A 25,083-nucleotide genomic window follows, 5' to 3' on the forward strand; every position below is an offset into this window, starting at 1 on the left:
TCCTTATAAGTAAATATTATCTTATGGGCAGATCGTTAAATGATCGTCCTGACTTAGTAAAACTTATTACCGAGGTTTGCTCTGATGCAGAAATAATGGATTTAAAAACTCAACAACAAGAAGAAGGAAATACTTAGGACTACGGAGTTTTGATATGCGATGATTTAATAAGACAATCTCAAGGCCTTAAAATTCTCTCTACGGAGCAATGTAAAGGACAAGGACTAAATTTAAGAAAATCTCAAGCTGAAACATTAAAACAAAGTTTAATAGCTCTCAACAAGTCCAAGAACAACATGTTTATATTAACATTAGATAGTAATGTTTCAGATAACGAAGAAGATAAAGATAATAACGTTAATAGTAATGAAGTAGAGCGTCCTCCTTATGATAATAATGACGAAGTTGAGGTAGGTGGAGCAACTATGCAACTTAATGATTAACATTAAAAGTTTGACGTTGCGATGTCATTGCTGCTGTTGCAGGAATGACATCGGCATTCTAATAACAATGCCACTCGCAATACTTGCATTTACACCGAGAAAGAATTACCGCAGCCGCATTTTGCTTTAGCTTGCGGATTACTAACGTTGAAATATGAACTGCCTAGTTCTTCTATAAAATCAAGAGTGCAATCTAGCATAAATTTTTGAGAGATAGGATCAATAATAATTGTAGCATTATCAAGTTTAGTAATGACATAATCATCTTGCTCTATATTATCTTTTGAGACTAGTTCGTAATTATACATAAGTCCTGAGCAACCGCCGCTATCAACCGAAACTCGCAGTACTAAATTCTTATCTTTTTCTAGCTTTACTAACTCGCAAACCCGTTCAAAAGCTCTATCCGTAATTGTTATCGTCACTTAAAATTACCTTGTAAAAGTCTCATAAATTATATAGTATATCTTGATATTTTTCAAGTTGGCTTTGTTGTGTGGATACCCAATCGGCATTGCGAGCAGCCGTAGGCTGCGTGGTAATCTCATGAAATAATAACAAACTCTTGAGATTGCTTCGTCAATTGCTATGCAATTTCCTCGCAATGACGAAAAAAAGTTAGAACCACAACAACGTCTTTCAAAATAAAGGATAACGATGCTTGCTTCATACGCTTCTGATCCTCTTAAAAGTAGGGGAAGATTATATAAGGAAATCCCGACCTCTTATAGAAACGAGTTTGAACGTGATCGTGATCGCATTATACATACTAATGCATTTAGGCGTTTGCAATATAAAACTCAAGTTTTTATTAATCACGAGGGAGATCATTACAGAAATAGGCTAACTCATTCTCTAGAGGTTTCGACTGTTGCACGTTCGGTCGCTAGTACTTTAAATTTATCAAATGATTTAGCTGAGACAATAGCACTTGCTCATGATCTTGGGCATACGCCTTTCGGTCATGCGGGAGAGCGGGCTTTAAATGAATGTATGAGAGAGTATAACGGCTTTTCTCATAATGCTCAATCTTTAAAGATACTAACATTACTTGAAAAAAGATATGCGGCTTATAATGGAGTAAATTTAACATGGGAAGTTTTAGAAGGAATAGTAAAACATAACGGTCCTATACTAGGCGAGATAAATGAATATATAGCAGAGTATAATAAGCAAAATGATTTAGAACTTAGTACCTATGCATCAGCAGAGGCTCAAATAGCAGCTCTTGCCGATGATATTAGCTATATTTCGCATGATTTGGAAGATAGTATCGGTGCTAAAATTATCGATTTTCATAGTCTTGCTGAACTTAAATATATTGATCAACATATTGTTGAACTCAAGTCAAAATTTAAAAATATTAGTTCCTCATGTCTGATTTATGAGGTAGTACGTAAGCTAATACATGAGTTAATTACCGATTTATTATGGCAAACAAAAGAAAATTTAAATAAAGAAAAAATTACTAACATAGATGAGATACGTAACTTAAATTATCAGATAGTGGATTTTACGGAAAAAACTAATAAAAATATTAAAGAAACTAAGAAGTTTCTTCATGAGCGAGTTTATAAAAGTAATAAAATTACGGCCATCAGCCTTAAATGTACTAAAATCGTACAAGGGCTGTTTAAGGTTTATATGGATGATATTAATTTATTGCCGGTTAATTGGAAAATGCTAATAGACTCTAATGAAACATATAGTAAAGCTAGAGTTGTTGCTGATTATATAGCAGGGATGACTGACCGTTTTGCCATTCAGGAATATAATCAGCTCTGCTCGACTTCCTACATAACTTGCTTCTAAGGGTAATTTGTGCGTCGCTCCGGTACTCGCATCCTCACGTACTAAAGTGTACGCTGCGGTGCTGCGTTCTGTGTCTCCTACAAATTCCTCCTTATTAGCAAGCGTTTGTAAGAATTCTATTCGCTGAATTTTAATAACATTTAATAATTATGAATATATTTAATCAATTGAAACAAGATATAATTGTGGCAAGCAGGCAATTATATAATAATCAAGAAATAGCAAATACTGCTACTATTGAAATACCGAAAGATAGTTTTAACGGTGATTTATCAAGTAATATTGCAATGATTATTGCAGCTAAAGAAAGTATTGCTCCTCGGGAAGTGGCTTTAAAATTTAAAGAAGTCCTTATAACATTACCTTATATTGCAAGTATAGAAATAGCAGGACCGGGCTTTATTAATTTTACTATAAAAGCTGATAGTTGGCAGGCATCAATAAAGGATATTTTACAGCATGAAGAAAAGTTTTTTGAAATTGATATAGATAAAAGCAGAAATATTAACATCGAGTATGTTTCGGCAAATCCCACCGGTCCAATGCATATAGGGCATGCTAGGGGTGCGGTATATGGTGATGTGCTAGCAAGGATTTTGCAAAAGGTAAGTTATTCCGTTACAAAAGAATATTATGTTAATGATGCAGGCTCACAAATAAATGATTTAGTTAGTACGGTATTATTACGTTATAAAGAGGCTTTAGGTGAGCAAATTACTATCCCTGCCGGGTTATATCCGGGAGAGTATTTAATTCCGCTTGGGCAAATTTTAGCGAAAGAATACGGCAATAAATTATTAACGATGAATTATGCTGAAAGGTTCAAAATAATTAAAAGTTTTGCCGTAGAAAAAATGCTTGATTTAAATAGAAAAGATTTAGCAGATTTAGGGATTAAACATGATATATTTTTCTCTGAGCAATCATTGCATGATAAAGGTGAGATAGAGGAAACAGTTAAACTACTGGAGCGTATGGGGCTAATTTATGAAGGTACGTTACCTGCCCCTAAAGGTAAAATTCACGAAGAGTGGGATAATAGAGTTCAAAAATTATTTAAATCTACTAAGTACGGTGATAGTCAAGATCGTCCTATAGAAAAAGCTGATGGAAGTTGGTCTTATTTTGCTTCTGATCTTGCATATGCTAAGGATAAAATAGAGCGGGGAGCGAATCACTTAATTTATGTACTTGGTGCCGATCATAGTGGATATGTTAAAAGAATTGAGGCAATAGTTAAAGCTTTAGGTAAGGAGCAGGTTAAAGTGGACGTTAAAATTTGTCAATTGGTCAATTTCGTTGAAAACGGTGTGCCGGTTAAAATGTCAAAACGTCTTGGGAGCTTTGCTAGTGTGCAAGACGTAAATCATGAGGTGGGGAAAGATATCATAAGATTTATGATGTTGACTAGACAAAATGATAAGCCACTTGATTTTGATTTGGTAAAAGTGAAAGAACAATCAAGAGAAAATCCTATCTTTTATGTACAATATGCACATGTGAGAACGATATCTATTTTATCAAAAGCTAGAGAATTAATGCCTGAATCTTATAATAACTTTGAATCAGGTAAGTATGATTTATCTTTATTATCCTCTGAAGAAGAAATTGAGATTATAAAGCTTTTGGCTAGCTGGACAAAAACATTAGAAGCATCTGCAAAATATTTTGAACCGCATCGCATCGCATTTTATTTAATAAATTTAGCCTCAAAATTTCATTCTATGTGGAATTTCGGTAAAGAAAATAGCGATTATAGATTTGTAATTGAGAGCAATAAAGAATTAACTCTAGCACGCCTTGCTCTTGCAAGTGCCATACAGAAAGTTATAGCTAGCGGTCTCGAAGTGATAGGTGTAGAACCAATGAACAAAATGTAGTTAGGTTTTCATCGTCATTGCAAGGAGGTATTGCTCATGTGTATACCGAGTCGTCATTGTGAGCAGCTGTAGGCTGCGTGGCAATCTCATGAAATAATACTCCTGAGAGTGCTTCGTCAAAACTTACAATTTTTCCTCGCAATGACGTTTTTCTATTATCAAATTACTAAATATGATCAATAATATTTTTATTAAAATATTTCTAGTATTTTTAGTATGTATGTCCGCTATTTATTTTGGTTATCAATATTATCAGAATAGCAAGCCGGTAATTACTATTTATCCTGATGAGCTGCCTACAAAAATAAAACCGTCTATAATAGAAAATAACCAAATAGCCGCAGTACATAGTACGATATATGAAAATCTTATTGCTAAAGATACAAATATTAAAACCGTAAAATTGCTTCCTGACCCTGAGAAACCTATGAGTATAGATTCTCGCAACCAAAGTCAAAGCGATGAATCTTTTGATGAAATATCTAACCTTATTGCATTAATAGAGCCAAATAATAACGCCAAAAATGAAACGGATTTAAATATAATAAAGCTTGAAAAAGGAAGTAAAGATAAGGTTAGTAATGCTAAAAATTGTAAAAATAATGAAAGTTATAAAGTACAACTAGGTTCGGTAAAATCTGAAGCAGAAGCAATGAAAGAAGGGGAAAGAATAAAAAAGCAATTCCCGAAAATTCTTAAAAATGTTGTTATCACAACCAAAAAAGTTAAATATGACGACGGCAAATTTTTCTATTTAATCTTAGCCGGTGATTATGGTAGTCTTAGTCAAGCTAAAGCGGTTTGTAAGAAATTAGCTTATAATAAGCAGAGTTGTGTGTTGAAGTGATATTTGTATACTCTTATGTCATTCCTGCGAAAGCAGAAATCCATCATAAAGCGAGATAAATCGAGCTTTTAATTTTAAGAATTTGCTGTGTTTATACTTTTTTTCTGGATTCCTGCTTTCGCAGGAATGACATAGAGAACCACGCAACAACGACTATAAATAAAAACTAAATAACTTATGAAAGAAGCTAAAGTAGAAAATATTGACTTTGGTCATGCATTATCAGAGCGTTATCTTGCTTATGCGTTATCAACAATTATGTCACGTTCGCTTCCTGACGTACGTGACGGACTCAAGCCTGTACATCGTAGGTTATTATATGCAATGCTACAGTTAAGGCTTGAGCCGAATTCCGGCTATAAGAAATGTGCGAGGGTGGTCGGTGACGTAATAGGTAAATACCACCCGCACGGTGATGTGGCAGTGTATGATACCTTGGTACGTCTTGCTCAGCATTTTTCGTTGCGTTATCCTTTAATTGATGGGCAGGGTAATTTCGGCTCTATCGACGGTGATAATGCAGCAGCTATGCGTTATACCGAATCACGTATGACGGACATATGTACGTTATTAATGGAGGACATCGATAAAGATACGGTAGATTTTCGCCCTACTTATGATGGTTCCGATTTAGAACCGGTAATAATGCCGGCAAGTTTTCCGAATTTACTAGCTAATGGTTCTGAAGGGATAGCAGTCGGTATGGCAACCAATATACCGCCGCATAATTTACATGAGCTTTGTGATGCTCTAATACATTTAATCAACCATCCGAAAGCTGAAATTAACGATATAATGAACTTTGTCAAAGGTCCTGATTTCCCGACCGGCGGCATAATTATTGATAAAGCTGAAGTTATTAATGCTGCATATACTACTGGACGCGGTAGTCTTAGAGTAAGAAGCAGATGGGAAAAAGAGGAGCTAAGTTACGGTACATATCAGATAGTCGTAACCGAGATACCTTATCAGGTTCAGAAATCAAAACTTATAGAACAAATAGCAATATTACTAAAGGATAAAAAAATTCCCCTTGTTAGCAATATTAGAGATGAATCAACAGACATTATAAGGTTGGTTATAGAGCCGAGAGATCGGGGATGTGATCCGCAAATAGTTATGGAATCTCTATTCAAGCTAACGAATTTAGAAAGCCGCATTCAGTTAAATATGAATGTGATCGGCAGTAATAACGTGCCGAGAGTAATGAATATTTTAGAGATTTTACAAGAGTTTTTATATCATAGACAAAATATTGTTACTCGCAGATCAACTTATCTTTTAAACAAAATCAAGCATCGTTTAGAAATTCTAAAAGGGCTTAGGATAGCTTATCTAAATCTTGATGAGATAATTAAAATTATTCGTGAAGAAGATGAGCCAAAAGCGATAATGATGGAGCGGTTTAAACTAACCGAAATACAAGTAGAAGCGATATTAAATACCCGTCTTCGCTCGCTTCGCAAGCTTGAAGAGCAGGAAATTATTAATGAGCATAGTAATTTGCAGAAGCAACAAGCTATATTAGAAGAAATTCTAAATAATCCTAAAGAACTATGGAAAATAGTTAAAAAAGAAATCAAAACAGTACAAACGAAATTTGGATTAAATACGGTAATAGGAGCAAGGCGTACAAGCTTTGAGGAAGTAACGCTTACGAATCAAGTAGTTGATATAACGGCTTTCATTACTAAAGAGCCGATTACTATTATCTGCTCAAAAATGGGGTGGGTGCGTTCGTTAAAAGGTCATAACACCGATTTATCGACTATCAAATATAAAGAAGGTGATGCAGAAAAATTTATTTTAGAAGCTTACACGACTGATAAAATATTAATAGTTAGTTCAGAAGGCAGATTTTTTACTTTGCTTGCCGATAATATTTCCAAAGGTAAAGGAACAGGGGAATCTATAAAACTACTTGTGGATATAGGTAATAACGATATTACGAATATTTTAGTCTATAAACCTGATCAGCTTTTATTACTTGCAAGTAGTGTAGGTAAGGGGTTTTTAGTTAATTCAAATGAAGTAATGGCTCAAACAAAAACAGGAAAGCAAATTATGAATGTACCGGATGGTCATGTATGTATAGCTTGTTTACCTGTAAACGGTGATAGTATTGCTTGTATCGGTGAAAGTCGTAAATTACTGGTATTTAATATAGATGAAATACCTGAAATGAAAAAAGGGCAAGGTGTAACGCTGCAAAAATTTAAGAATGCTAAGCTTCTAGATATTAAAATATTCAATAAAGAAGACGGCTTAGTTTGGAATAACAATGGAAAAGTAAAACGTGAGAAAAACATTGTTGCATTTTTAGGCAAAAGAGGTAGCACCGGTAAATTACCTCCTATGGGCTTCCCAAAAAATAATAGATTTTCATCATATTAATATAGGAGGGAAAAGATTTTCATTGTCCTCTGATGCTGGTTTTCGATGTTCTGAGTTACATATCTTTAGAGAATTATCCTGTTGCATATTAAAAAACTTCAATGCTGCCTCAAAATCCCTGTCTTTTGTATAGACTTTCTGAATATTTAAAGCATGTAATATTGTAAATATTTTTTAAGTTGGAACTAGAAACAAAAATTTAGAAGCGGTTGCATATCTTGTAACTGCTTTTAATCCATTTACAAAGAAATATCCTGAGCTTGTAAATTGAGCATGATTCATAGTGTTACTCCTGTTTTAAAATAATAAAAATCATATATCACATGATTACCATATATTGTGCTTGTGTCACAATATATGGTAATCAGAGAAAATCAATATCTAAAAATAAAAAAAGTAAAATATATAATTTTATTTAATCAAAAGGCAGTATAGCATAAATTTTTCAAGGTTTGGGCCGGTACTTGAAGTACAAAAGCTAAGCATAATTTGACAAGAATTAGAGCACTGTAAGCTAATAGAATGGTTTAAAGATTTAACAGAAGAGAAAACAAGATTATTACAACGACGGAACTATAAAGTTTATTGATAGTTCAATTAAAAAAAAATATAATAATCAAGGCATAAGATTACTCTAAGCCTTGATTATAATAGTGATGGCAATTAATTTGTAAATAATTAAAACTTAAGTTTTGTACCTATAAGACCAACAGTACCTCGTGTTGTTTTACTAGGTGCTTCAGGGTAATATACAGGTTTACCTTTAGCTTGGAAATGAGAAATTTCAGCATATGGTAATAAACCAGGCATGATCTTATATTCAGTAGCGAGGCTTACAGCATCAACGGTGTTTTTATATCTTGAAGTTTTAAGATATTCAAGACTTGTTTTTATAGGTCCTTGTCCATAAGCAACTGCTCCATTGTAATAATAGGTATCACGACCGACTTTATAATATTCCTTAGCGGTTAAGCTTTTACCTAAATTACCGTAAGAAGCACCACAAGAGAAATTACCGTAAGTAAATACAGCTCCAAGATTATATGCTTTTAAATTAGAAAGTTTATAGGTATTAAGCACTTGAATTGTAGTTCCGTCCATTTTAGCATGAATAAGACGACGAGCAGGTTTACCGTATTCTCCGGTGACAGATAGTTTTAAGTCTGCATCTTCGCTAATTTCATGTTCATAAGTTAAGCCGGCAGAAAAAGCATCCCTAATATTCTGATTAATAGTCATGGTTTCGTTATTCTCTAATTTAACCGTCTTTATTCCGGTTTTAGAAACACTAACTCCATTTCTGCCTGAGCTTGCAAGCGTTAAATTATTTATATCTCTATTACCGCCTGTATTAGCAGTATCGGGAGTATAAGAAACTCCGGCTTGGAAGCCTTTCATTTTAGGCGTGAAAAAATTCAATCTTCTAGCTCTCTCAGCTTTATCATTGATTTGATCAAAAGAATTAGAGTATGACTCAAGATAAAAGCTAGCATTAGTATCAAAATCCGATTTTAAACCATTATATCGCATATATTGACCGTCAAGTAGAGCATACCTAGACCATCCTCCGGTACCTGCAGTTACTTGACTACCGGTAATACGCAACTTAGCGCTTGCATCAGCAGGAGAGCCTAGTTCTACTTTACCGTAACTAGTTTCAATAAATATATGTGATCCATTATAACTTGTAGAGGTTTTTGCTCTTGTAGTAGGCTGAAGCACTATTTTAGCACCTGCTATTACATCATTGATAGTTTTAGCAATAATGGCCGCAAACGCTGCTTCCGTGTAAAACCCTAGCTTTTTCCTGTTATCAGTTACATTTTTATCAAATAAAATTAAATGATCCTGTTTAATATAACCGTTTTCAAATAAATAGAATCCTTCTAATTTTATTTCAGTATCAGAATTAGAAATAACAGGTGTTGGATTTTCTTCGGCAAGACCAGCTGATGCAAGGCAAATAATACTTGCAGCTAATAATAATTTTTTCACTTTAATAAAGCTCCTATAAACTTAAATAAAATTTACTATACAAAGTAAATTTTTAGTATTAATAAATATAAATCCACTATGCTATAATATAATAATACCGTTCAGAATTGACAATAAAAAACTATTTTAATTTGTAATAATTTAATTTTAAATATATAATGTTGTATTATTATCACTATCATTATTCAAGTAGTCTCAGACTTATAGTTTTAAAGAAAAATTTTGTATTGTAAATAATTATGAGTTATAATCATTAGTTTATTAATTAAATCAAGTTTTGATTATGGCTATAATGTCAGATAAGTGGATAAAAGAAGCTGTTATAAATCACAGTATGATAAGGCCCTTTGCGGAAAAGCAGGTAAGAGTGCATAATAAAGAAAAGATTATTTCTTACGGCTTATCTTCTTACGGCTATGATGCTAGAGTATCTAATGAATTTAAAATATTCACCAATATAAATTCTACTACGGTTGATCCAAAAAATTTCAGTGAATATAATTTAGTTGATAGAGAAGTAGATGTGTGTATTATCCCACCTAATAGCTTTGCCCTTGGCAGAACTATAGAATATTTTAAAATACCGCGTGATGTATTAGTTATTTGTGTCGGCAAGTCTACTTATGCAAGATGCGGTATAATAGTAAATGTGACTCCGTTAGAACCGGAGTGGGAAGGACATGTAACTTTAGAGTTTTCTAATACTACTCCATTACCTGCTAAAATATATGCAAATGAAGGAGCTTGTCAGTTTTTATTTTTAAAGAGTGATCAAATTTGTGATACTTCATATGCCGATCGCCAAGGAAAATATATGAAACAAGTAGGCGTAACTTTACCGCTAACATAACTTTTTTATGTAGAAAATTATATTAAATTTTTAATAAGGATTTTTATGAGTACAATAAACACCGATACTAATGAGACAATGCCGCATATTTCCGTTAATGCACAATATATAAAAGATTTATCTCTTGAGAACCCTTCTGCCCCGTCTTCTCTTGCGGCTTTGGATCAACGCCCTCAAATTGATTTATCTCTAGATATAAATATTACTAATTTATCGGAAGAAAATTTCTATGAAGTAGAGTTAAATATCGAGGCAATTGCAAGAAATGAGAAATATAAATTATTTCAGATAGAATTAAAATATGCTGGAGTATTTAATTTAATTAATATTGATTCTGAACAACATCCGGTTTTATTATCCGTTCATTGTCCGGCAATGATATTTCCATTTGCCAGAAAAATTATAGCTAGCTGTACTCAAGATGCAGGATTCCAGCCTTTAATGATTGATCCTATAGATTTTGGTGCCTTATATCATAAGAAAATGTCAGAGCATCAAAACTAAGAAAATCAGTTAATTATTTAATAAATAATTAACTGTAATTAAATTATAGCACAATATAAAAATTGAATTTTATGGAGAAAAATAATGAAAGTTTTGTTAATTGAAGGCGAGCCGGAAATGGCTAACTTAATTGAACTAACTTTAGCTTCAGAAGGGATAGTTTGCGATAAAGCTTCAGTTGGTGTAGAAGGTTTAAGACTTGGTAAAGTTGGTGGTTATGATCTAGTAATCTTAGACCTTATGTTACCGGATATTAATGGTTTTGAGATATTACTAAGATTGCGTGCTGCAAAAATAAAAACCCCAATCTTAATTTTATCTAGCTTAACGGATACGTATCAAAAGATTACTGGTTTCTCTTCCGGAGCCGATGATTATCTAACCAAGCCGTTTGTAAGAGAGGAATTAATTGCTAGAATTAAAGCTATAGTTAGACGTTCTAAAGGTCATGCAGCATCAGTATTTAGGTTTGATAAGGTTAGCATAAACCTAGATACTAGAAGTGTAGAAGTTGACGGCAAAAAAGTACATTTGACGAACAAAGAATATGCTATTTTAGAGCTATTAATACTCCGAAGAGGAACTATCTTAACTAAAGAAATGTTCTTAAATCACTTATATAGTAGTGTTGATGAACCAGAAATGAAAATTATTGACGTATTTATTTGTAAACTTCGTAAAAAGTTAAGTGATGCTGCCGGTGGTAGAGATTATATCGACACAGTATGGGGACGTGGTTATATGCTAAAAGAATATGATGAGTTACAACAAAAAGAAATTTTAGCACAAGGAGCATAATTAATGCCTTTATCTACTTCTTTACTTGGTAAAAAAAGTACTTATAAAGATAGTTATGATGTGACTTTATTATTTAAAATTCCACGTATAAATAATCGAAACGAACTTGGAATAAATAGTAATAATCTTCCGTTTTACGGTGTAGATGTTTGGAATACATATGAACTATCTTGTCTTAATAAGAACGGTAAGCCATGGGTTGGAGTAGGCACTTTTTATATACCGACGGATTCTGAAAATATAGTAGAATCAAAATCATTTAAATTATATCTAAATTCTTTTAATAACTTTGTTGTTGAATCAGTAAAAGAACTAGAAAGAATTATCTTGCAGGATCTAAGTAATGTTACACACGCTAAAGTAACAGGACGTATATTTCCTATAAATACAAAAGTAGAATTTGGTGTTCCAAGCGGTAAAAATATCGATGATTTAGATATAGTATGCAATAATTACGGTGCACCCGATAATAGTTTAATTGAGTATGAAGATGTTTTGGTAGAAGAAGAGATTAATTCTAATTTACTCAAATCAAATTGCCTAGTAACCGGTCAACCGGATTGGGGTACAATCGTTATAAAATATAAAGGAAAAAAGTTAAAATATGATTCTTTTCTGAAATATTTAATATCTTTTAGAAATTGTAATGAGTTTGCAGAGCAGTGTGCTGAGCGTATTTTTACAGATATTAAAAATGCTATAAGTCCTGATTTTCTTTCTATTTATATAGTATATGCTAGGCGTGGAGGAATTGATATTTGTCCCTATCGTTCTACCGATAAAAGTTATACTTTACCTAGCGATAAACGATTTATTAGGCAATAATCACTTTTCTAATCCATAAAAAAATCCGTTTGTGAGAAAAGTATTGTCAGTGTGGATTGAAAAACGCATCCGTTGTCATTCCGTGGCTTGACCACGGAATCTAGCTTAAAATACTATTAATAGTATTTTAGATTTTTTTTGGATCCCGTGGGTCAAGCCACGGGGTGACATAGTGGATTTTACCGGTCCATCCAGCAATGTTCTGACTATACAGGAATGACATAAACGAGCCACGCAATAACGCTGATCAAGGCGGGGTAACAATCAAAAATAATTCACGTAAGCAAGCTTTTCGCAGGATAGCAGTTAGTATAATTTTATGATTCTTTTGTAGGATTTTGTGGAGGCTTTAGGCTTTCTACTATTTTATTTAGGTCTATTTGACTACAGATCCCCAGTAATACGGGATCACGAGGACGAATAGAATTCATATTCCAATGGCTACGGGTTCTAATAGCATCTATAGTAATTTTAGTAGTACCTATTAATTTAATTATTTGATGGTCTTGGATGTTCGGATAATTAGACAATAACCAATATATAGCATCCGGTTTATCTTGACGTCTTGCTATAGGAGTGTATTTAGCACGTTTTTTTTTCTGATTTTTCATCAATTCATAAACAGGGCTATATGAAATTTGTAAATTAGCATTAGGATCTTTACTGCAACGCTCAATTTCCTCTAAAGTTAACTGACCGTTTGCAATTGGATTTAAACCTTTTATAGATTGTGCTACTTCACCGTCAGCCATACCTTTTATTTCAAATTCATGAATACCGCAAAAATCGGCAATTTGTTTAAAAGTTAAAGAAGTATTTTCAATTAACCATATAGCCGTGGCTTTTGGCAGAAGCGGTAATGTTTTTTGCGAATTCATGATAATTGTTTTTTGGCTTAATTTAAGAAGTTATAACAAATAGAGTTATTTAAGTCAATCTTCATTTAGAAACTTAACTATCTCCTCAACTACTTTCTTAGCATCGCCGAATAACATAAAAGTATTATCGTGATAAAATAGCGCATTTTTTATACCTGCATATCCTGATGCCATAGAACGTTTAATAAACAAAATCGTACGTGCTTTTTCGACATCGAGTACCGGCATACCGTAAATTGGACTGTTTGGATCATTTTTAGCAGCAGGATTAGTTACGTCATTTGCACCAATCACAAGCACTACGTCAGTGGTAGCGAAATCTCTATTAATTTCTTCAAGCTCAAGTACTTTCTCATAATCTATATTAGCTTCTGCAAGTAAAACATTCATATGCCCCGGCATTCTACCTGCTACCGGATGTACGGCAAAACGTACATTAATATCTGAACGTTCTAATATATCAACCATCTCTTTTATGATATGCTGAGATTGGGCTACTGCCATACCGTAACCGGGAACAATTATCACCGATGATGTATTAAGTAGTAAATGTGCCGCATCTTCAGGGCAGCTTGTTTTTGCTATTTTATCGTCGTCTATATCCTTGTTAATTCCAGTAGGTGCAGGCAAAAACGCCCCAAAAATAACCTTAATTAATGAGCGATTCATCGCTTTGCACATTATATAGCTAAGTATAGCTCCGCTACTACCGACTAATGCTCCAGTAATAATAAGTAGGCTATTGCTAAGCGTAAAGCCTATACCTGCTGCCGCAAAACCTGAATAAGAATTTAGCATTGAGACTATAACAGGCATATCTGCACCGCCTACCGGTATTATTAGTAATACTCCGATTAACAGTGATAAAAAGACTATTAGATTAAATAAAAATATATTCTCTGAACGAATAAACGATATTACTAGAATAACCAATATTATTGCCGTTAATAAGCATATATATTGCTGACCGTAGAATTTTAACGGGCTACTTTTCATTAAGCCTTGTAGTTTTAGAAAAGCTATAATCGAACCGCTAAAAGTTAAAGCACCGATAGAGACGCCTACTGATATTTCTATTAATGCATTAATCGGTAAACTTCCTGCTATTCCTATAGAAAAATTTTCAGGAGCAAGTACTGTAGCATAAGCTACAAATACCGCAGCAAGACCGACAAAAGAGTGAAATCCCGCTACTAATTGAGGCATTGCCGTCATGGAGATTTTAAGTGCGATAATTCCGCCGATTACAGCACCTAATAATATGGTTGCTATAATGGGTAATTTATGAGTAAAATCCGGTAGGAAAAAAGTAACGATGACTGCTATCGCCATCCCTAAAATACCTATGGTACTGCCTAAACGTGCTTGTTTCTGTGAGGATAAGAATTTGAGTGATAGAATAAAGCAAACAGCCGCAACTAAGTATAATAACTGGATAATTTGTAGGGACATAGGTGAATGTATGTTTATATTATTAGCTATTTAGTGTCATACCGCGGCTTGACCACGGTATCCAAAAAAAATAAAAAAACTGGATCCCGCGATATCAAGTCGCGGGATGACAAATACGCTTCAAGAACCATGCAACAAGGCTAAAAAGTAAATCCTATACCTATAGAAACTATTAAAGGATTAAGTTTAACTTTAGAGGTCATGGTTTTATTACCTACTAAATTCGGTTTATACTCAAGTTTAGGATTTAAGAAAAATTGTCTTACGTCAATATTGATTAAAGTATCGTCTTTAGCATAAAAATCTACACCTATTTGTCCTACGGCACCGTGTCCGTTTCTAATTTTAAGACCGGTAGCTTGAGTAAGCATATAAGAACCGTGATAACCTATACCTATATATGGTCTTATTCCACCGTAAGGAGCTATATGAAATTGTCCGGTAACTGTTGCAGGAATCATATAAATAGGTTTGTTTTTTCCTAGTTTAACATTATCAACGCCATAATTATGAGCAACGGCTGCAAGGGATGTATATTTAGTGCGTAAAACATTAAAGCCAAGTGATAATTCAGTAGCTAAATAATTATTAAAGAATATAGTAGTGGACGCATCACCTCCATAACCGTTTTTTGCCATTTCTCCTACTGAAACAGGTTGAGGAGAGGTAGGAGTAGGTAATCCTTTTTGCTTAGCACTTGAAACAACACCTCCTAGACGCATCTTGAAAACTAAACTGCCTTCGTTTTCGTAATACGGTGTACTATCATAGTCAGAAGCAGAGTCTACATCATCATACATGCTTTTAGCAAAACTATTAATACTTATGGTGGATACAAACAAAATTATCCCTAATTTTTTCACTATTCTTAACATATAATTATAACCTTTACTTGCTTAAAATTGATTACCGTATTATTATATAAAATTTTTGTTTATATATTTATACCATTGTCATAAAAGATAGAATTCTTTTATGCTAAAAGTCAAGACATTTAAGTAAAATTATAGAAATTATTGGAGCATATTAATGAATGATGCATTAAAAACATATTTAACCGGTATAGGTTGGTTTTTACTTAGTTTAGTAAGTAGTAGTGCCAATGATGTAATATCTAAATATCTTGGGACTCGTTTACATAGCTTTGAAGTAGCTTTTTTCCGCTTCTTTTTCAGTAGCATAGTTTTACTACCTTTTGTTGTTTATTATGGTAAAAATACTTTAAAAACAAGTCGTCCTTTTGTACATATATTAAGAGGGTTATTATTATTTTTCGGTATGACTTCTTGGACTTACGGTCTTACCATAGCTCCCGTTACTACTGCAACAGTCGTAAGTTTTTCTATTCCTTTATTTACTTTAATACTTGCCGTATTTTTTCTGAACGAAAATATTATTTGGCCAAGATGGGTAGTTACCGTAGTAGGATTTATAGGACTTGTTGTTACTCTTAAACCGCATGCCGAGGATTTTAACCCAGAAATTTTGTATTTTGTATTAGCCGCTATTTCATTTGCTATGCTTGATATTATTAATAAAAAATTCGTAATAAAAGAATCGATGATTAGCATGCTATTTTATTCGGCAATAGTAACTGCTATAGTGTCGTTACCTGTAGCATCGCAGTATTGGCTAACTCCTAGTAGTTTTGAATTAGCTTTATTGTTTGTACTCGGTAGTAGCGGAAGCTTAATATTATTCTTCCTGCTTAAAGCTTTTTCTATGGTAGATGCAACCGCTACCGCTCCTTATAGATATTTAGAGCTGGTGATTTCGGTAATAGCGGCATATTTCATATTTAACGAATTTCCTGATAAAAGCACACTTCATGGAGCAGTAATAATAATTCCTACCACCTTGTTTATAATATATTCCGAAAAAAAAGCTATGAATAGAAAACATGAATCGCAGTAAACTAGTATTTTCAAGCGGTATCGCTAACACTTTTGAATGGTATGATTATGTATTATTCGGTTATTTTGCACCCATAATAGGAACAAAATTTTTTCCAAATGATGATGCTAATACTTCTTTACTGCAAGTTTTTTTAGTATTTGCTATAGGTTATTTGGCAAGACCGTTGGGCGGCATATTTTTTGGTGTTATCGGTGATAGATTTGGACGCAAAGTAGCCTTAACTAGCGCGTTATTTTGCATGTCTGCCCCAACCGTATTAATAGGAATATTACCAACTTACTATACTATCGGTATAACAGCGACTATATTAATGATTTGTGTACGAATTCTACAAGGATTATCAATGGGGGGAGTTTTGACCGGCTCTATTTCCTTTGTTATTGAGCATACTAGCCATAAACACCAAGGCTTCACCGGTAGTATTTCAATGTCTAGTATATGCTCCGGTTTATTGCTTGGTTCTTTTGTTTCTTATATCGTTAAGAATATCCTAACAGCTTCACAATTTGATAGTTTTGGCTGGAGAATACCTTTTTTACTTGGTTTTTTTATTCTTTTTGCAGCATTTTATATTAAAAAAAATACACACGAAACACCGAATTTTAAAAATCTAAGAGAGCAGAAAAAGATTTTACAATCACCGTTAAAAAAAGTCATTACCAATTATTGGTTTGATATATTAATCTCAATTTTTATCAATGCTCCCGGTTCGATAATATTCTATCTCACTACAATTTACTTGGTATCGTTTTTAAAAATCAGCCGCAACTTTACTGAAAATGAGGTAAATAGCCTTGCTAGCGTGTGTTACGTGATTATGATAGCCGTAACTTTATTAAGCGGTTATCTATCCGATATTATAGGTCGCAGGAAAATTTTTGTAATTAATCTGATAATAATTATTGTAACAACGCCATTTTTACTTAATAATTTTGAGAATGGGGCCTTCACAAGTGTAATTATCTCACAATTGATACTTGCTATACTTGCTGCTAGCTATATCGGTCCTGAACCGGCATTACAAGCAGAATTGTATCCTACAAATATACGTAACACTGCTCTCTCTATTTCATATAACACTGCTACAAGTATTTTTGGTGGTACTACGCCTCTTGTCTTTGAATATTTAGTACACAAAACAGGGCATGTAACCTCAGCAGTTTATTATGTCATATTAAGCTGTATTTTTGCATTGATTGCCTTATCTTTTTACAAAAATAGAAGTTTAGATAAAATATGAAAAAAATTACAAAACCTGCAAACCTAGTTGAATTTAATAACAAAATTGTAGTCTTTAAACCTAAGAGTTATTACTATGGCGATGCTTGTGAACATAAAATAACTGAAAAGGGATTAGTCTTTGCCAGTATCTCTGAGGATACATCAATCATTCCAGAACTTTTAAAGAAGTAACTCGTGACGAAGCAATTTCAAGGATAGATCTAGACTTATTCGGTACATGTCATAGAGTTACTACGAGTGTAACGGCTGACCTTCTACAATAAGAAGAAAATGGTTGTTTGGCAATGAGGCTTGTTACTGCAGAAGAGATACCCAAATTACACAAGTTAGTACAAGATAATAAAATGATATTAGCATGCCAAACCAAAGAAAAAACACTAAAGATTTTAAGTGATTATTTACAGAAAGAATTTGGGATGCATGCTAATGAAACTACAGTAGCATCTTATGATGGGGTACATATAAGTGGAGCGAATGAAGAGATCGAATAAGAGCTTTTTTGTAAAGAGTAAACGAATTTCCAAAATTTTTCTTGATTTAATGACAAATATGTGGCAAAAAGGGTTTGAAATAATCTTGCTACTATAGCTCAGGGGTAGAGCACTTCATTGGTAATGAAGAGGTCGGGGGTTCGATTCCCCCTAGTAGCACCACCACACATCCTAAGCTTTGTGAGTTTTTAACCTTTCTTGAAAAACCCATATGCTGATTTTAGTCTAGTTTCTGTCAGATACTATTATAGTATTATGTTTATTTTAAAAGCTAAGTTGCAAATAATATAAAACTAATGTATGATTTACATTTAAAATACGGTAACGATTATTTTATTATATGATAGACATTCTTCTTTTTGTACATATTACTATTGCAATATTGCTAATTATAGTTATTCTGATGCAGCGTAGCGGATCGGATGGAATTAGTAGTATAAGCGGCGGTAATAATATGGGAGTAGTCAGTGCTAAAACAGTCGGTAATTTTCTTACTAAAAGCACTATAATACTTACAACATTATTTTTAATAAATGCAATAGTACTTGCTAACCTTTCCTCAAAAAAGAAATCTGATTTAGTTTCTAAGATTAATGAAATTGAAGAAAATCAAGCAGAAAATAGTTTACCTATAGCTAAATAGTTACAGCTTTATCTTAGTAATATCTCTCATACTTGTCATTGTCTACCTTTGTTGGTATTGTTGCGTGGATCGGTAAAATCCACTGTGTCACCCCGTGGCTTGACCACGGGGTGACAGATAAAAGTACTGGATTCCTGCTTTTGCGGGAATGACATAACAGGAGTCATGTAACAACACCTATGGATCAATGGCATGACATCAGAGAATTTAGTATAGTTTTCAGAACTCCCAATATATATATTATTAGAGTACAGCAATATTTTTGCACCTAAAATAATTTTAGAAATGTCTATAGAATTTAATATAAAAGAAAAAATTTATATCATTTTATGTACGTTTTTTACAGTCCTTATTATAGTAGGAAACTTAATATAGCAAAAATTTGTTTACCTTAATATTTTTAATTTTTATATTCTTGAATTATCTATAGGAGCAATTTTTTACCCGTTAACTTTTTTATTAACGGATTTAATAGCTGAGTTTTACGGTAAAGAAAGAGCCAATTTTTGTGTAAAGCTTGCTATTATTTTTAATATAATAGTAGTTTTAATAATAAGTCTCATGGATAAATTGGAAGCTACTAATATCTTTTTTAGTATCAACTTTTGCCTGTTATATAGCTCAACTTGTTGATATTAATATCTATTTATGGATCAGAAATAATTTTAGTACGGCAATTTCTTTATTTATCGATACTTTTATTGTAATTGGGATTATGAGCTTATTTAATATTTTTCCTTTTGACCAATTAGGTCATCTTGTACTTAATAGCTATTCATTAAGAAAGGATAAGCTCTTAGGAAAAGCTTATCCTTATTTAAATTTTCTATTGGTGATTTACAAATTGACTTTTAGTTTAATAAGTCCTTGATGGCTTTGATACTTTCTATGCGTATAATAATTATACTCAAGTAGAACATTGATATTTTTTCTACTCATAAGTATATTACTACCGATATTATATCCAAGCTTAGGTTGTTTTAGTGTAATAATTGTTTCTTGTAATGTTTGTCCTTTAAAAGTCGCTTTTGCATTAACTTTTGTATTTTTATTATTGAAGTGATGCTCAATATTACCATACAAACTTGGTGTTAATACTATATTGTTTGTGGTCACTATAGGCTTAAACACTATTTTACCGCCAAGGCTACTTTCAAATAATTGATTTGATTTCTTTTGAATCATGAGATTTTCTATATCTACATTATACTCTTTATAGTTGCTAGCTCTTGAATAATCATATTGAAAACTGATATTAGGAATAAAATGTAAATCGTATTTTGTACGATATTTATAATTTAATAAAGTTTGAAAACTTAAATTATTGTTTTGATATTTTCCAATTATATTATTAATATTTTTAGATCTATTCTTAATATAATTATGACCGTAAGATGTTATAGTCTGCAATGAGAAACCTTTAATTAGTTCTTTTAGACTGTAAATGCTTAAAAGATGACCGTTAACTGCTGTTTTCCCTAGTTTTTTATTATAGTTAATTTGGGATTCCAAACGGCTATAAGCTATTCCTATAACATCATGACTATTGATGAATTCAGCATCAGTCCCGATGGTTATGCCGGTTGTACGATTTTGATATTTTGGAATATTCTTCCAAATTCTTTGTTTGTTGATGCCGTATAAGCCGCTAATCCATACCCCTCTGTTTATAATAGTTTCTTCATCACCGGCCCCTATTGCAGCAACCGTTAATCTATCATTTATATTATAGTGAACAGGTTTGTGAAGAGTTGAAGTCGCCTGAACTAATATTGCTACTTTCCCACTAGTATCATCAGATACCTGTTGTCTCTGTGTCACCTCATCTTGTTCTGTAATTGCTTCAGTTTTGAATGACACATCGATAGCTTCATCTTCGCTTTCTAAAACTATATCTTTTTTTAATTCTTCGTCAGTGGTGCTATTGCTTTCTTCTAATTCTTCTTCATCAGTTGCATACCCTTTATCGTCTTCATCACTAGATCTTAATGCTAGAAGTGATTTTTTGTCATCTGATGATTTATCATTTTTGCTATCGTTAGAACTCAATAATCTCGGTGATAAAGCGGTTTTTGAATCAGATTGCTCTGACTTTTTATTGCTATCTTCAGGTTGTGTATCATCCTTTGTTGAGGATTCGTCATTTGTAGCTTCGTTTTCTTGTTTGAATAATTGTAATTTTTTCTGATCTAAACGCCCTACTTTCTTTTCATTGTTACTATTTTCTGATTGAATATCACTACCATATTTTCGTTCTAGTTCAGTAGACTCTACTAGTACTTGTTGAGCAAATAGAAACAATTCTTTATCTTTTGCTAACTCTAAAAGTTTAGAAGTATAAATATTATGTACTTCTTGCCCTATTTCAGTTCTAGGACCTATAAAATCAGGGTTAGCAGTATTAAATGCCTCTTTTACCGCTTCCTCTGGATATTTTGTCAATTGCTGTATATAAATATTATGTATTTTTTGTCCTAGTTCAGTTCTAGGACCTATAAAATCAGAGTCAGCGGAAGTAAACGCCTCCGTTAATTTTTTGCTAAGTATAATATTATCTTTAACATATTTAATAAATTCTTTATCTTTTGTTAATTCCAAAAGTTTAGAAGTATAAATATTATGTATTTTTTGTCCTATTTCAGTTCTAGGACCTATAAAGCTAGAGTGCATAGTGTCGACTGCTTCTTGGATTTGTTCAAAATACTTATTATTTTGATGAGCTTTAGATAAATTTTTTGAATGCTCAAATGCTACTGATTCCACTATAGCTTTTTTCAATAAATCGGCATCGGAGTATTTTGCTTTATATCCTGCTGATTTTTGTCCTGATAAAGTAAATTCTTTATATCTTAAAGCTATATCGGAGCTAAAGTGATAAGTTTTTGGAGTTGTTTTAAAAGTAGATGTATTTGCATTGAATTTAGTAATCCCTAAACTTGTTAGATAAGCTAATTCCAAATCTTGTGAATCAGGCAGTGGCGGTGGTGGTGGTGGCATGTTTCCGGTATGGATGTGTTTTTTAGCTTTTTCTTGCGAGCACTCTTTAAGAGCTTTTAATATTATAGGCATCTTTAATTTATTAGAAAGAATTCTTATTTGTTCATTGCTCATGTCTGTAAATGAAGGCAAAGCTAATCTTAATTGATCTAAATTATTATTACCTGTTAGTTTGAGAGTAGTAGCTTTTAAAAACTCTTTTAATAATTCGGGGTCTTTTTCCTTTACTATAGCAATAAAATCATGTTGAGGTAAATTTGCTGTAATTAATTCTTCAAATTTTATTGTGCTTAAAATAGCTGTTCTTAAATCATCAAGTTTAGCCTGTGCTTGATCAGAATTAATTGTTTTTCTTAAGTTTGTATCTTCTGTTATTAAAAAAGTAGCTTGTTGTACTAGAGTTAATATATTAGGGTTGTTAATTAACTCGTCGACTCTATTGCCAAATATATCTTGATCGAAGTTTTTTGCATTAATATAGGCAAATTCTAATTGTTCAAACGGATTTTGTTTGCCCTGTAACTCTCTAATCAATTCTGATTTATTGAATTCAAGTTTAATAGGTCTCTTTAATTCTTCAGATATTTTACATGACGATAATAAAATACGTTTTACTGCATCATCAGTGTCTTCGTTGAAAAGATTTTTAATTATCTCTTCGCTTGTTATTGTTTTCTTACCATTTACGGTTATATCTTTTATATACTGGTCTTGAGCAAGGGTGTTAAAAGCTTCTTTAGCTTTTTCTGCGATTTCAGGGGTTGAAATGCTAAATAAATTTACAAGAGTTTTCGCGTCAGCTCCTTGGTTGGCGTATGATTCTGTTAATATTTGACGTATAACATTTGTAAGATCAGCTTGTCTTTTTATAAGCTGATCTTGTAAATCATTAGCTTTTGTACCTCCTGTCTCAGTTCTATATTCTGCATATAGTTTGGCATAAGCTGTCTCTGGCGTGCTTCTGCCTGTGCTGGTTGCACTAGAAGCTGTAGGTTGAAGTGGTGCTTTTGATTGAACAGTAGTATTGTGAGTAAACTGAATATATAATGAATGTATGTGAGGATATTCTGCTTGTAATTGATTTAAATCAAAATGTTTAGAGTTGCTACTAAAGCCTTGAGAATGTAAGGGTGGTGGTATGCTTCCGTTTAGCGGTAGAGGAGGCGGATTTGGAATACCCCCATTTAGCGGTAGAGGTGGTGGATTCGGAATGCCGCTTTGTGTTTGTTCTAAATTATTTGCATTATTACCTACTGCTAACCCTAAAATTTTATTGGTTTCATTGCTGAGTATGTTACTATCAGATAATATTACTTTAATTACTGAATTTAATGTGTGGTTATTTACTTCTTTTGCTAGTTTAATCATATAGTCTTTAGTTAAACTATCTCTTATTAGCCCTTTATTTTTTAGTTCTATATTTATTTCTTTTACTATTTCTGGTGTTAAAATATAGACGCTGTTTACAATATAGGGTTGCATTCTGTTTTTTAACTCTAATTGCAGAGTTAAAAAGTTTTCTACTGAACTCTTATCTTTACTTGCTGCTAGTTTGATAAGATCTAATCGTGCCTTTTCTTTAAATTGACTATTAGATATATTTCGTGTTGCATAGTCTTGAATTCTTTCAGCAAATTTAGTTTTTTCTTCAGAAGAACTATTTTCTAATAATTCTTGTAAAATAGGTCTATTTTTAACGTCAATATTGGTATTGAAATCTAATGGTCCCTTATCATTGCTAAATAATACCCTTTGAATAGTATCATCATTAAAATCACTTAAGATAGTCGTTACTGCTTTTTGTTTATAACTACTATCTACTTGAAGAGTTAATGCTGCTATAGGATCTGTTTTAATAAGATTTTTAAATTCTTCAATATTTTCTTCTTGTTGTATTATTCTATTTATATTGTGTTGAGACTGCGTTAAATTACCCTTACTTGCTCTAGTATTAAAGTGAGTTTTAAAAGTACTTATAGGATCAAAAAAATATCGTTGTTTCTTTTCTCTACCCGTGAAAATCCGTGAAGATGTTCCTGTATTATTTATACTTTGATTTGACATATACCAATGGTCGTTTTTGCTTCCGCTCTTTTTTTGAGAGCGTCCGGTAGATGGTTTAGTAGTATCATTGTTGTTTAGAAACTGGTTTGCTTCTATTCCGGCTCTTATTTGGTTTATATAAGAAGTTGCTTTTACTGGCCCTATCTTAAATTCATTCATTAATTCGTTAGCGTTAGGGATAATATTATTATCTATATAGTACGATTTTTTACCAAGCATCATCTGAGTTGCTATTGATGCGATATAGTTTGTTGCCTCACCTTTATCAGTACCAAATTTCTGCTCTAGCTCTTTTTCTGTAGGAATATGGCTACCGGCTATATATTGTCCCTTTGCGTTTTCCATAATTTCAGTTCTTATTGAAGCAACAAAAGATTGTGCATCATCTTTATTCATGTTAAGAGCAGTCCTTACTTCTTGCATTTCAGGGATAATATCATTATCAACATAATGTTTGTATTTAATATCTCTGTTTATTGAGCTGATATATAGTTCAATTACTGCTTTTTTGTCTTTTTCTGCACGACGTACCTTTTGATCGTGTTCTACATTATTGTCTATTTTGCTAGGGTCATAACTTATTCCAAGATTTGTTTCTGCTTCTATATCTGTAGGAACTACACCTTGATTAATATATTCTTGTTTTTTTGTATCAAAATCCTGTTGTTTTACTCTTGCGATGTATAATAAAATTTCAGCTCTTGCTTGTCTTGCTTTATGTCTAGTATTATCTAAAAAACTTGATAAATCTGTTTCCTTATACTTTATTCCTAGATCATTTTGTGCTTGAGTAAAACTAGGAACTAAAGCTGCTTCTTGCCATTTTTTGATTTTTTCATTTAGAGTCAAATTTTTCCAAATCTTTTGTTGCTGTGTTGAATTGTGCTTTTCCCATGCCGGGGTTTTACTAACTAAATCTTTAAAGCTTGCCGCTCTAGCACTTGTACTTAAAAAGCTACTAGTCAACAAACATGTTGACAGGAAAAAAGTTAAAACATATTTTTTTGAGTGGGAATTTTGTAAATTCATTCAAACCTCGATTAGTTATTAT

General features: G+C 32.5%; 22 protein-coding genes, 1 tRNA gene and 2 pseudogenes. 17 read left to right on the plus strand and 8 right to left on the minus strand.

The window, feature by feature from the left end:
* Nucleotides 1-23: 23 nt before the first annotated feature.
* Nucleotides 24-137, plus strand: coding sequence for a hypothetical protein (locus tag RSL_RS10770; protein ID WP_016769836.1), 114 nt, complete (start codon nucleotides 24-26; stop codon nucleotides 135-137).
* A 159-nt stretch (nucleotides 138-296) separates the two neighbouring features.
* Nucleotides 297-443: a hypothetical protein gene (locus RSL_RS09670; RefSeq protein ID WP_233417488.1), complete on the plus strand. Its 147-nt coding sequence runs from the start codon at nucleotides 297-299 to the stop codon at nucleotides 441-443.
* 89 nt (nucleotides 444-532) lie between these two features.
* On the opposite strand, the gene RSL_RS00520 is transcribed toward RSL_RS09670, so the two are convergent.
* Entirely contained in the window at nucleotides 533-868 is a 336-nt protein-coding gene (locus tag RSL_RS00520) for an iron-sulfur cluster assembly accessory protein (protein WP_014273137.1), read from the minus strand.
* A gap of 232 nt (nucleotides 869-1,100) precedes the next feature.
* Between RSL_RS00520 and RSL_RS00525 the strand changes: the two genes are divergently transcribed.
* Complete coding sequence (locus RSL_RS00525) at nucleotides 1,101-2,255, plus strand: deoxyguanosinetriphosphate triphosphohydrolase (RefSeq protein ID WP_014273139.1); 1,155 nt, start codon at nucleotides 1,101-1,103, stop codon at nucleotides 2,253-2,255.
* On the opposite strand, the pseudogene RSL_RS10775 reads toward RSL_RS00525, so the two are convergent.
* A pseudogene (locus RSL_RS10775) lies at nucleotides 2,169-2,375 on the minus strand (palindromic element RPE1 domain-containing protein); the annotation flags it as partial. The gene RSL_RS00525 and the pseudogene RSL_RS10775 overlap by 87 nt on opposite strands.
* A gap of 29 nt (nucleotides 2,376-2,404) precedes the next feature.
* Between RSL_RS10775 and argS the strand changes: the two are divergent.
* The 3 genes from argS to parC all read left to right on the plus strand — a co-directional run bounded on the left by argS (nucleotide 2,405) and on the right by parC (nucleotide 7,376).
* Entirely contained in the window at nucleotides 2,405-4,135 is a 1,731-nt protein-coding gene (gene argS / locus RSL_RS00530) for an arginine--tRNA ligase (protein WP_014273140.1), read from the plus strand.
* Between the two features lie 172 nt (nucleotides 4,136-4,307).
* Entirely contained in the window at nucleotides 4,308-4,982 is a 675-nt protein-coding gene (locus tag RSL_RS00535) for an SPOR domain-containing protein (protein ID WP_010976780.1), read from the plus strand.
* Between the two features lie 177 nt (nucleotides 4,983-5,159).
* The gene (gene parC, locus RSL_RS00540; protein WP_014273142.1) at nucleotides 5,160-7,376 is read left to right on the plus strand and encodes a DNA topoisomerase IV subunit A; all 2,217 of its coding nucleotides are present in this window, start codon (nucleotides 5,160-5,162) and stop codon (nucleotides 7,374-7,376) included.
* Nucleotides 7,377-8,054: 678 nt separating this feature from the next.
* Here the strand turns inward: parC and RSL_RS00545 are convergent.
* Nucleotides 8,055-9,371 (minus strand): porin, encoded by a 1,317-nt coding sequence (locus tag RSL_RS00545; RefSeq protein ID WP_014273143.1) that lies wholly within the window; start codon nucleotides 9,369-9,371, stop codon nucleotides 8,055-8,057.
* 283 nt (nucleotides 9,372-9,654) lie between these two features.
* On the opposite strand from RSL_RS00545, the gene dcd reads away from it, so the two are divergent.
* From dcd to queF, 4 genes are all read left to right on the plus strand, one after another.
* Nucleotides 9,655-10,221, plus strand: a complete 567-nt coding sequence (gene dcd / locus RSL_RS00550) for a dCTP deaminase (protein WP_004996797.1) — start codon at nucleotides 9,655-9,657, stop codon at nucleotides 10,219-10,221.
* A gap of 45 nt (nucleotides 10,222-10,266) precedes the next feature.
* Nucleotides 10,267-10,725 carry a protein-export chaperone SecB gene (gene secB, locus RSL_RS00555; RefSeq protein ID WP_004996787.1) on the plus strand — a complete coding sequence of 153 codons (459 nt, stop codon included), beginning with the start codon at nucleotides 10,267-10,269 and terminating at the stop codon, nucleotides 10,723-10,725.
* 84 nt (nucleotides 10,726-10,809) lie between these two features.
* The gene (ctrA, locus tag RSL_RS00560; RefSeq protein ID WP_014273145.1) at nucleotides 10,810-11,523 is read left to right on the plus strand and encodes a response regulator transcription factor CtrA; all 714 of its coding nucleotides are present in this window, start codon (nucleotides 10,810-10,812) and stop codon (nucleotides 11,521-11,523) included.
* 3 nt (nucleotides 11,524-11,526) lie between these two features.
* Entirely contained in the window at nucleotides 11,527-12,348 is an 822-nt protein-coding gene (gene queF / locus RSL_RS00565; RefSeq protein ID WP_004996784.1) for an NADPH-dependent 7-cyano-7-deazaguanine reductase QueF, read from the plus strand.
* A 317-nt stretch (nucleotides 12,349-12,665) separates the two neighbouring features.
* On the opposite strand, the gene RSL_RS00570 is transcribed toward queF, so the two are convergent.
* The 3 genes from RSL_RS00570 to RSL_RS00580 form a co-directional block, all read right to left on the minus strand.
* The gene (locus RSL_RS00570; RefSeq protein ID WP_014273146.1) at nucleotides 12,666-13,226 is read right to left on the minus strand and encodes a DUF1013 domain-containing protein; all 561 of its coding nucleotides are present in this window, start codon (nucleotides 13,224-13,226) and stop codon (nucleotides 12,666-12,668) included.
* Between the two features lie 54 nt (nucleotides 13,227-13,280).
* On the minus strand, nucleotides 13,281-14,678 hold the full coding sequence (locus RSL_RS00575) for an NAD(P)(+) transhydrogenase (Re/Si-specific) subunit beta (RefSeq protein ID WP_014273147.1): 1,398 nt from the start codon (nucleotides 14,676-14,678) through the stop codon (nucleotides 13,281-13,283).
* A gap of 140 nt (nucleotides 14,679-14,818) precedes the next feature.
* Nucleotides 14,819-15,553, minus strand: a complete 735-nt coding sequence (locus RSL_RS00580; protein WP_014273148.1) for an OmpW family outer membrane protein — start codon at nucleotides 15,551-15,553, stop codon at nucleotides 14,819-14,821.
* Nucleotides 15,554-15,707: 154 nt separating this feature from the next.
* Between RSL_RS00580 and RSL_RS00585 the strand changes: the two genes are divergently transcribed.
* The 6 genes from RSL_RS00585 (at nucleotide 15,708) to secG (ending at nucleotide 18,971) form a co-directional block, all read left to right on the plus strand.
* Nucleotides 15,708-16,592: a DMT family transporter gene (locus RSL_RS00585; protein WP_004996775.1), complete on the plus strand. Its 885-nt coding sequence runs from the start codon at nucleotides 15,708-15,710 to the stop codon at nucleotides 16,590-16,592.
* A complete protein-coding gene (locus RSL_RS00590) occupies nucleotides 16,579-17,835 on the plus strand; it encodes an MFS transporter (protein ID WP_014273149.1) in 1,257 nt (418 codons plus the stop codon). The genes RSL_RS00585 and RSL_RS00590 overlap by 14 nt, the downstream gene beginning before the upstream one ends.
* Nucleotides 17,832-18,008: a hypothetical protein gene (locus RSL_RS09205; RefSeq protein ID WP_014419691.1), complete on the plus strand. Its 177-nt coding sequence runs from the start codon at nucleotides 17,832-17,834 to the stop codon at nucleotides 18,006-18,008. Before RSL_RS00590 ends, RSL_RS09205 begins: the two co-directional genes overlap by 4 nt.
* 107 nt (nucleotides 18,009-18,115) lie before the next feature.
* Nucleotides 18,116-18,328 (plus strand): hypothetical protein, encoded by a 213-nt coding sequence (locus RSL_RS00595; protein ID WP_014273150.1) that lies wholly within the window; start codon nucleotides 18,116-18,118, stop codon nucleotides 18,326-18,328.
* 87 nt (nucleotides 18,329-18,415) lie between these two features.
* Nucleotides 18,416-18,490, plus strand: a tRNA-Thr gene (locus RSL_RS00600).
* A 178-nt stretch (nucleotides 18,491-18,668) separates the two neighbouring features.
* A complete protein-coding gene (gene secG / locus RSL_RS00605) occupies nucleotides 18,669-18,971 on the plus strand; it encodes a preprotein translocase subunit SecG (RefSeq protein WP_004996773.1) in 303 nt (100 codons plus the stop codon).
* 35 nt (nucleotides 18,972-19,006) lie between these two features.
* On the opposite strand, the gene RSL_RS10355 is transcribed toward secG, so the two are convergent.
* Nucleotides 19,007-19,138 carry a hypothetical protein gene (locus RSL_RS10355; protein ID WP_014273152.1) on the minus strand — a complete coding sequence of 44 codons (132 nt, stop codon included), beginning with the start codon at nucleotides 19,136-19,138 and terminating at the stop codon, nucleotides 19,007-19,009.
* Nucleotides 19,139-19,256: 118 nt separating this feature from the next.
* Here RSL_RS10355 and RSL_RS07250 point away from each other — a divergent pair.
* Nucleotides 19,257-19,842, plus strand: a pseudogene (locus RSL_RS07250) (VUT family protein).
* On the opposite strand, the gene RSL_RS00610 reads toward RSL_RS07250, so the two are convergent.
* Nucleotides 19,809-25,061 carry a surface cell antigen Sca2 gene (locus tag RSL_RS00610; RefSeq protein ID WP_193384667.1) on the minus strand — a complete coding sequence of 1,751 codons (5,253 nt, stop codon included), beginning with the start codon at nucleotides 25,059-25,061 and terminating at the stop codon, nucleotides 19,809-19,811. The pseudogene RSL_RS07250 and the gene RSL_RS00610 sit on opposite strands and share 34 nt — an antisense overlap.
* Between the last annotated feature and the right edge of the window lie 22 nt (nucleotides 25,062-25,083).

This window comes from Rickettsia slovaca 13-B (assembly GCF_000237845.1).
In the GTDB taxonomy this organism is placed as follows: domain Bacteria; phylum Pseudomonadota; class Alphaproteobacteria; order Rickettsiales; family Rickettsiaceae; genus Rickettsia; species Rickettsia rickettsii.